Origin of the sequence: Paracoccus sp. (in: a-proteobacteria) (assembly GCF_032007265.1) — a bacterium.
Lineage (GTDB): Bacteria > Pseudomonadota > Alphaproteobacteria > Rhodobacterales > Rhodobacteraceae > Paracoccus.
The window spans coordinates 1-6,976 of the sequence record NZ_DALZMB010000150.1 but is presented as its reverse complement, the minus strand read 5'-3'; the positions used below and the strand labels follow the sequence as shown (position 1 = coordinate 6,976).

At 58.8% G+C, this 6,976-nt stretch carries 8 protein-coding genes and 1 pseudogene; 8 read left to right on the top strand and 1 reads right to left on the bottom strand.

Going from position 1 to position 6,976, the window contains the following annotated elements:
- The 6 genes from RTS12_RS19385 to RTS12_RS19360 form a co-directional block, all read left to right on the top strand.
- Positions 1-915 (top strand): YeiH family protein (locus RTS12_RS19385; protein WP_312531486.1); only part of this gene is annotated, 915 nt, incomplete at its 5' end.
- Positions 916-1,051: 136 nt separating this feature from the next.
- Positions 1,052-1,828, top strand: a complete 777-nt coding sequence (locus RTS12_RS19380; RefSeq protein WP_312531483.1) for a 5-oxoprolinase subunit PxpA — start codon at positions 1,052-1,054, stop codon at positions 1,826-1,828.
- Positions 1,825-2,514, top strand: a complete 690-nt coding sequence (locus RTS12_RS19375; protein WP_312531481.1) for an allophanate hydrolase subunit 1 — start codon at positions 1,825-1,827, stop codon at positions 2,512-2,514. The genes RTS12_RS19380 and RTS12_RS19375 overlap by 4 nt, the downstream gene beginning before the upstream one ends.
- On the top strand, positions 2,511-3,494 hold the full coding sequence (locus tag RTS12_RS19370; protein ID WP_312531478.1) for an allophanate hydrolase: 984 nt from the start codon (positions 2,511-2,513) through the stop codon (positions 3,492-3,494). Before RTS12_RS19375 ends, RTS12_RS19370 begins: the two co-directional genes overlap by 4 nt.
- A gap of 171 nt (positions 3,495-3,665) precedes the next feature.
- Positions 3,666-4,256 (top strand): hypothetical protein, encoded by a 591-nt coding sequence (locus RTS12_RS19365; RefSeq protein ID WP_312531475.1) that lies wholly within the window; start codon positions 3,666-3,668, stop codon positions 4,254-4,256.
- A 287-nt stretch (positions 4,257-4,543) separates the two neighbouring features.
- Positions 4,544-5,245: a GIY-YIG nuclease family protein gene (locus RTS12_RS19360; RefSeq protein ID WP_312531472.1), complete on the top strand. Its 702-nt coding sequence runs from the start codon at positions 4,544-4,546 to the stop codon at positions 5,243-5,245.
- 10 nt (positions 5,246-5,255) lie between these two features.
- Here RTS12_RS19360 and RTS12_RS19355 read toward each other — a convergent pair whose 3' ends face one another.
- Positions 5,256-5,999, bottom strand: a complete 744-nt coding sequence (locus RTS12_RS19355) for a siderophore-interacting protein (protein ID WP_312531470.1) — start codon at positions 5,997-5,999, stop codon at positions 5,256-5,258.
- A 312-nt stretch (positions 6,000-6,311) separates the two neighbouring features.
- Between RTS12_RS19355 and RTS12_RS19350 the strand changes: the two genes are divergently transcribed.
- Positions 6,312-6,794 carry a PCC domain-containing protein gene (locus RTS12_RS19350; protein WP_312531469.1) on the top strand — a complete coding sequence of 161 codons (483 nt, stop codon included), beginning with the start codon at positions 6,312-6,314 and terminating at the stop codon, positions 6,792-6,794.
- Positions 6,791-6,976: pseudogene (locus RTS12_RS19345) on the top strand (ECF transporter S component); the annotation flags it as partial. The gene RTS12_RS19350 and the pseudogene RTS12_RS19345, both read left to right, overlap by 4 nt.

The following is a 6,976-nucleotide window of genomic DNA, read 5'->3' as shown; positions in this document are numbered from 1 at the left end:
CAATTGCCGGGTCTGGCTTTATTCAGCCCGATGATTATCGGAATTCTGGTCGGTATGGTTTTTGCCAATACATTCGAAGTACCCGCCCGCGCCGCCGAAGGCATCAAATTCGCCGGCAAAAAGCTTTTGCGCATAGCGGTCGCGCTATTGGGCCTGCAAATCACCCTGACACAGGTCAGCGAGCTTGGCTTGGCGGGGTTTGCCGTGGCTGGCACGGCGCTGTTCTCGACCTTTTTTCTGACCCTTTGGTTGGGCCGGCGCATGGGAATTTCAACCGAGTTGACGGGCCTGATCGCAGCCGGATCGTCGATTTGCGGAGCCTCGGCAATCGCAGCTGCGGATGCGCAAATCCATGCCAAGGACGAGGATGTGGCTTATGCCGTTTCATGCGTCACGATCTTTGGCACGCTGGCGATGTTCGTCTTTCCATTGCTTTTGCCCGTCTTGGGGCTGGGCCAGGCCGAATACGGGGTTTGGTCCGGAGCGGCGATCCACGAGGTTGCACAGGTCGTAGGCGCGGGTTTTCAGGGCGGTGAGGATGCCTTGACCATCGCGATCGTCGTCAAATTGTGCCGCGTGCTGATGTTGGCGCCGTTGCTGATCGTGATGGGGGTGATGGCCGCACGCTTTCGTCCAGCACAGGCAGGAGCGGCCAAACCCGTCCTCGTGCCGTTCTTTCTGGTTGGCTTTGTCGCCATTATGCTGGCCAACAGCTTTGGGTTGGTGCCTGCGAAACTGGCAGATGGGCTGATCGGGGTGACGCCGATCTTGCTGACGCTGGCATTGACCGCCCTTGGTCTGGGGACCGATTTCGCAAGGCTTAAAAGCCTTGGGATCAAGCCACTTATCCTTGGTGCGCTGGCCACGCTTTGGATTTCCGGCATCAGCCTGGCCATGTCGGTCTGGCTTTTTTAGCCACGCCTGCGGGCATGCCCTTGAACGACACGTTGAAGCATCGTCTATTCGCCCCTGGTAGCAGACCGCACCGGGGGCATGAGTTTCCAAGGGTCACAATGCAAAACTACGGGGCAAAAGTAAGGGCAGGGCGGATATGCATCGGCAGATCGATCTGAATGCGGATCTGGGCGAAAGCTATGGTCCTTGGCGCATGGGAGATGACGCCACGATGTTGGGGCTGGTCAGCTCGGCCAATATTGCTTGCGCAGGCCATGCTGGCGATCCCGAGGTCATGTTTCACACCCTTGAGATGGCCCATCAGCGCGGTGTCATGATCGGCGCCCACCCCGGATATGCGGACCGAGAGGGTTTTGGCAGGCGCATCATTCCCATGAGCCCCCCCGAAATCGCGCGCATGATCGCGGCGCAGGTCGGCGCCCTTCAGGGGGTGGCGGCGCTTTGTCAGGCGCAGGTGCGCTATGTCAAACCTCATGGCGCGCTTGCCAATCTGGCCGCATCCGATCCAGAAACCGCCGATGCGGTGGTGATGGCTGTCAGTCGATTGCCGGGAGATCTTGCGGTCCTTGCCATTTCGGGAACCGCGCTAGAGGCGGCGGCGCGCCGCCATGGCCTGCCGGTCTTTGCCGAAATTTTCGCGGATCGCGGCTATTTGGCAAATGGTCAGCTGGTGCCGCGCAACCAGCCCGGCGCGTTGATCCACGATCCTCTTGAGGCCAGTGCGCGGTTGATGCGCTATCTGGAAACCGGGCGGATGCCCACGGTCGAGGGTCCTGAAATCCCACTTGAGGTGCATTCGATCTGTGTGCACGGTGATAACCCACATGCCGTTGAAATGGCGTTGCATTTGCGCGAAGCGCTGCAAAAGGCAGGTATCGAAATTCGTGGATTTCTGTCGGATCGGGCGCAATGAGCTTTCCCAGGATCCAGCCCATTGCCGAACATGCCCTGATGGTGGAATTCAGTGCCACAGAGGATGATCGCGCCCATGAGCAGGTGATAGATCTAGACGCTGCATTGCGCGCAGCACCTTTTCCGGGCTGTTTGGAGGTGGTTCCAGCGCTTGTCTCGCTTCTGGTCGAATTCGACCCCGAAGAGACCGATCACGCGCGGGCAGGCGTTGCAATTTCGCGGTTGATGGCGGCGGGCGGGCAGGCGCGGAAATCGCCTGAGGTTCATCAGATGGGTATTTGTTATGATGAAGAATTTTCACCGGATTTGCCAGAAGTAGCCGCGCGAACCGGTCTGTCCCCTGCACAAGTGATCGCTGCGCATGTGGCCGGAGAATACAGCGTGGCGATGTATGGTTTCGCGCCAGGTTATGCCTATCTTTCCGGGCTACCCGCTGCTTTGCGTTTGCCCAGAAAGCCATTTGCCATCCGCGATGTTCCGGCAGGCAGTGTGATCATTGCTGCTGCGCAATGCCTGGTCACGACGCTGACCATGCCGACAGGTTGGTGGATCATCGGTCGCTCTCGCAATCCGATCTTGCAGATGGAGGCGGCGCATCCCTTTCGTTTCGATATTGGTGATCGCATTCGTTTTCATCAGATATCGCGCGACGAGCTGGGGGCGGCTGGAGCTGGATCACAACCATGAGCGTGCGTCTGATGGTTCGTCGCGCGGGGCCACATGTTTCGGTGCAAGATGCGGGCCGACCGGGATTTCTGCGTTATGGAGTGCCGCGTTCTGGCCCTATGGATCGTGCGGCCTTTGCGGCGGCCAATCTGGCTTTGGCAAACCCCCAGGGCTGGCCCGGCATTGAAGTGTCTTTAGGGGGGCTGGCTTTGGACTGCCTTGCCGGAGAGATTGGCTATGCGGTGGCGGGGGGCGGGTTTATCGTGCGCCGCTATAATCGGGATGGGTCGATTGCCGATCCAGCGGAGCAAGATCAGCCCTCGTGGCATCGGGGGGTGCTGAAAGCCGGGCAATCCTTGGACATTCGCCCAGGTGCTTGGGGAAGCTGGTGCTATCTGGCCTTTGCCGGGCGGCTTGACGTGCCGCTTTGGCTGGGAAGCGCGGCGACGCATTCGCAATCAGGCTTGGGTGGCGGGCGGTTGGTTGCGGGTCGCAGCTTGGATTTGACCCAGGCGCGGGTCTTGCCCCCGGCTGAAATTCCCATTCCCGTCTGGGCGCGTCCGCGCGGCATTGCCCATTGCGTGGCAGGGCCACAGCTGGATCACTTTGGCCCTGATGCGCTGGAGCAGCTGGCGGCGGGCCCGTTCTATATGACGGCTTCCTATGACCGTATGGGTTCAAGGCTGAAAGGGCCCGCGATTTTGCCCAAAGACGCGCTGGCCATCCCCTCGGGGCCGATTACGCGCGGGGATGTGCAGATTGCGGGGGATGGAGTCGCCAGTCTGCTGATGGCCGATCATCAGACGACCGGGGGCTATCCGCGGCCGGTGACGGTGTTGGACGCAGATCTGGACGCATTGGCGCAGCTTCGCCCCAACGATCCGCTGCGCTTTCGCCCGATTTCGGCCTTGGCTGCCACAGGCGTCGCACGCACAAGTCGCCTTGCGAAAGCGCGCTACTTTGCCGGGCTGATCAGGCGGTTCGGACACAGCGACAGATAGCCGCGCCCCCCTCAACCGCCCTTGGGCCTGATCGGAGCTGCGTTTATGCTAGGACCCAACTTGCCCGCGCCTATAGCCGAAGGAGCGACGAAATGAAGCCTGCCTTTGGCCGGATAAGGGCGTATCAAGACCGCAAACTTGATGCGCGTGACGAATGCTGCAGGCTGTCTGATGCCGATTGATGATGCACAACTGGCGGCCTTTGCCGCAGGTCAGCTGAAGGCCGAAGACAGTGAGTTGATCCGCGCCGAATTGGCGCGTGATACTGCCTTGCGCCATCGTTTTGATCAAATCACATCGGTTGCAAGTACGACGGCACAGGCCCCAAACCGTCGCCCCTTTGGTATTTTGGCCGTGGGAGCGGCGATTGCAGCCATTGGCTTAAGCTGGTGGCAATGGCATGCCCCTGCAACCGTCATCATTCCCACTGCAGAAAAGGCCGCTTTGAACCGCCTTGCCTCGGGCGAAAGCGAGACCTTGGATGATGGGCGCCAGCTGGGGATGATCTCATCTTACCTCAATCCGCCGGGCGAGCTGTGCCGCGAATACGAGACGCATTCCGGGCCGCTGATGCGTATCTCGATCGCCTGCCGAGGGCAGAACGGCTGGACGGAAAAGATCGCCGTCACCGTCATGGCGCGTGGTGAATTGCTCGAGCCCGTCTCGGGGGGAATGCACACGCTTGAAGCATATCGAGGTGATGCCAAGCTGAGCAACCGCCTTGAGCCGGCTGCCGAAGCTGCCTTGCTTGAGGCGCAGTGATTTCCCAAAAGGAACGGCATAAATCTGGGTCGTTCATGCCCATTTTTGCATGCGAATCACGTTTATGAACTGGCGCGGTTGAACGTGCAAAAAACAACGGTTTAGCTAGATATTCTTAGAAACTGGATCAGCTATTTTTCGCTCAAATGCGTGTCGGTTGGAAGGTTCCGGCTGAAAAACCATTCTTTAAGGGTGAAACCCGTGATTTGCTGGGGCTGCAGCTGTGGTGTTCTCTGAATTCCCCCGCTAAAGGCAAAAGAGGGCCTTGGGAACAGAAGGGAAACGTGATGCCGGTCAAATCTCGGAAGGCGGTCGGCAAGACTGGCCTTCGAAGCTGGCGTCAAAAGCTGGATCTGGGCAAGGCTCTGATTGTCGGTCCACGCAATCTGGATGAAATCGTCTATGCCTATCGCTTTCCGTCCAAGCCGGATCGGTTGAAGATTGGCTATTCCAGCCGCGGGCTAGAGCGCGTGGTCGAGCAATCGACCGGATTTCCCGAAAAGCCCGTGGTGATCTTCGTTATCCATCACAAAGATGCCAAAAATATCGAAAAGTCCTTTCATCGTGCGCTGGCCTCGCGTCAGGCCGATGTCTTGGGGACCGAGTGGTTTGACGTCAGCCTGACCCAGCTGTTACGGATCTCGCCCGCGCTGCGCCATGCCGCCGGGGTCTCGCGGCGCTGGCGCTGGGTCAAGATTGCGGCCTCTGGAATGATCGGGGCTTTGGGCATTGCGGCAGCACCTGTTGCATCTGCTGCAACCACGGCATTGCTGACCAGCAAAGGGCAATTGGCGGTTCTGGACCGTGCGCTGGCCTATCAGCAAAACCTGCGCGCGGGCGAGGTGACGACGGCAATGGATTTTGCGGCGGTCCTATTCAACTTTGCCTTTGGGCAGGATCTTCCCAAGATCCTGCCTGCGGTGCCGCTTTTGCTAATTCCGCTTTTGATGCGCTTGCCATGGCTGAATTGGCGCAGGCAAGCGTTTTAAGACAGCGGAATTAGTCAAGCTTTTCATGGGCATCGGCCTGGCCCTGAAGCCAGTAGCCCGATGCTTTGAGCCATTCCTTTGGGTGGTTGCGTTCGGATTGCACGTGATCGCGCAGAACACGCGCGACACCGGCCTCGGCTGCGATCCAGATAAAGCCTTTGCCCTGAGGAAACTCTAGGCCCTGCAGTGCCTTCAAAAGCGGGGCGGGATCGGCGGCATCTGCCAGCGGGCGATACACCCAATGGGCGGTATGGCGCGCTTTGGCATCAAAATGCTGCTCGTCTTGCGCCGAGGCGATGCTGGCCAAGGTCAGGACCTGCTTGCCTTCCGGCAGCTCTTCGACCCAGCGACCCATAGCTGGCAGCGCGGTTTCGTCGCCGATCAGTAAATACCAGTCAAAGATCGGAGCCACGACCGCCGAACCGCGCGGCCCGCCGATTTGAAGCTGATCCCCGGGCTTGGCGGCAACCGCCCATTGCGTCGCAGGCCCTTCGCCATGGACCGCAAAGTCCAGGACCAAGGTTTGCGCCTGATTGTCATAGGCGCGCGGGGTATAGTCGCGCATCTCGGGCGCGTCGCCGCCAGTGGAAAAGAACAATTTGATGTGGTCATCAGCGCCAAGGCTGATGAAATCGGCAAGTGATTCATCTTCAAGCGTGACGCGGATCATATTGGGCGTCAGGCGTGTGACCTTGCTGACCGTCAATGCGCGGCGGCGGGTGTCGTGGCGATGGCGTGTGATGACGGGTTCCATAGGACCTCTGTAGTTTTTGATTGTTATGGTCGCTGCGAATATAGGCGAGGGCACGAATGCCGATCGGGCGTAGCTTCGGCTGTTACCTAGTAACTTTGTCAGGTATTTGACAAGTGCCCGATAAATCGCTTTTATCAAGATTGAAATGCGGGTCGGTACCTTTTCGCTTGCGGTGAAAGCCGCGCGGGCCGATGACACGGAAAAGTCAACTTCAGGTCCCCGATGCCATGGGGCTGCCAGATCTACCCTCGTCAATTCCGCCGGGCACTGCCCCGAACCCTAGGTAAAGCGTCCGCAAAACATGAGCATCATATGACCGAGGCAAAGTCCCGACCGTCTTCTCAGCAGACCCGCCCCGATCATCTGGTCGCCTCACCCGGCATTTTTCATGCCCTTCGGCTAAAGCCCGGAGACAATTTGACGGCCTCGTTGCGCCATGCTTTTGAGCAGGCCCAGACCCAGTCGATGGCGGTCGTGACCTGCGTTGGCAGCTTGACACAGGTTGCGATCCGACATGCCAATCAGCCGCAAGCCACGCTTTATCGCGGACATTTCGAAATCACCTCGCTGGTGGGAACCATCGATGCCGCAGGAGAGCATTTGCATCTGACGATTACCGACGGTGAAGGGCGGGCCTTTGGCGGTCATCTTCTTCCCGAAGATAGTGCGATTTATACCACCGCTGAAATCGTCACCCTTTCCCTGCCTCAGATGCGCTTTGAACGCTTGCCCTGCGCATATTCGGGCTATGATGAATTGGTAGTGACTTCTCAAGAATCCGAGGCAAACCTATGAAATCATTAAGTTCAACTCGCGTCATCGTTTTGATCGCGATTGGCATTGCCGTCAACATGGCCCTTGGTCAGATCGCGCAATTGGTCAAGCTGCCGATCTTTCTGGATTCGCTTGGCACCATGGTTGTGGCAGTCATGGCCGGGCCTTTGGCAGCGCTGCTCACCGGGGTTCTGACCAATTTG

Bases quoted from the DNA above. Each gene is read 5' to 3' on its own strand.
- RTS12_RS19365 (WP_312531475.1), top strand. From the start codon at position 3,666: ATGCCGATTGATGATGCACAACTGGCGGCCTTTGCCGCAGGTCAGCTG.
- RTS12_RS19355 (WP_312531470.1), bottom strand. From the start codon at position 5,999: ATGGAACCCGTCATCACACGCCATCGCCACGACACCCGCCGCCGCGCA.
- RTS12_RS19375 (WP_312531481.1), top strand. From the start codon at position 1,825: ATGAGCTTTCCCAGGATCCAGCCCATTGCCGAACATGCCCTGATGGTG.
- RTS12_RS19360 (WP_312531472.1), top strand. From the start codon at position 4,544: ATGCCGGTCAAATCTCGGAAGGCGGTCGGCAAGACTGGCCTTCGAAGC.
- RTS12_RS19380 (WP_312531483.1), top strand. From the start codon at position 1,052: ATGCATCGGCAGATCGATCTGAATGCGGATCTGGGCGAAAGCTATGGT.
- RTS12_RS19370 (WP_312531478.1), top strand. From the start codon at position 2,511: ATGAGCGTGCGTCTGATGGTTCGTCGCGCGGGGCCACATGTTTCGGTG.
- RTS12_RS19350 (WP_312531469.1), top strand. From the start codon at position 6,312: ATGACCGAGGCAAAGTCCCGACCGTCTTCTCAGCAGACCCGCCCCGAT.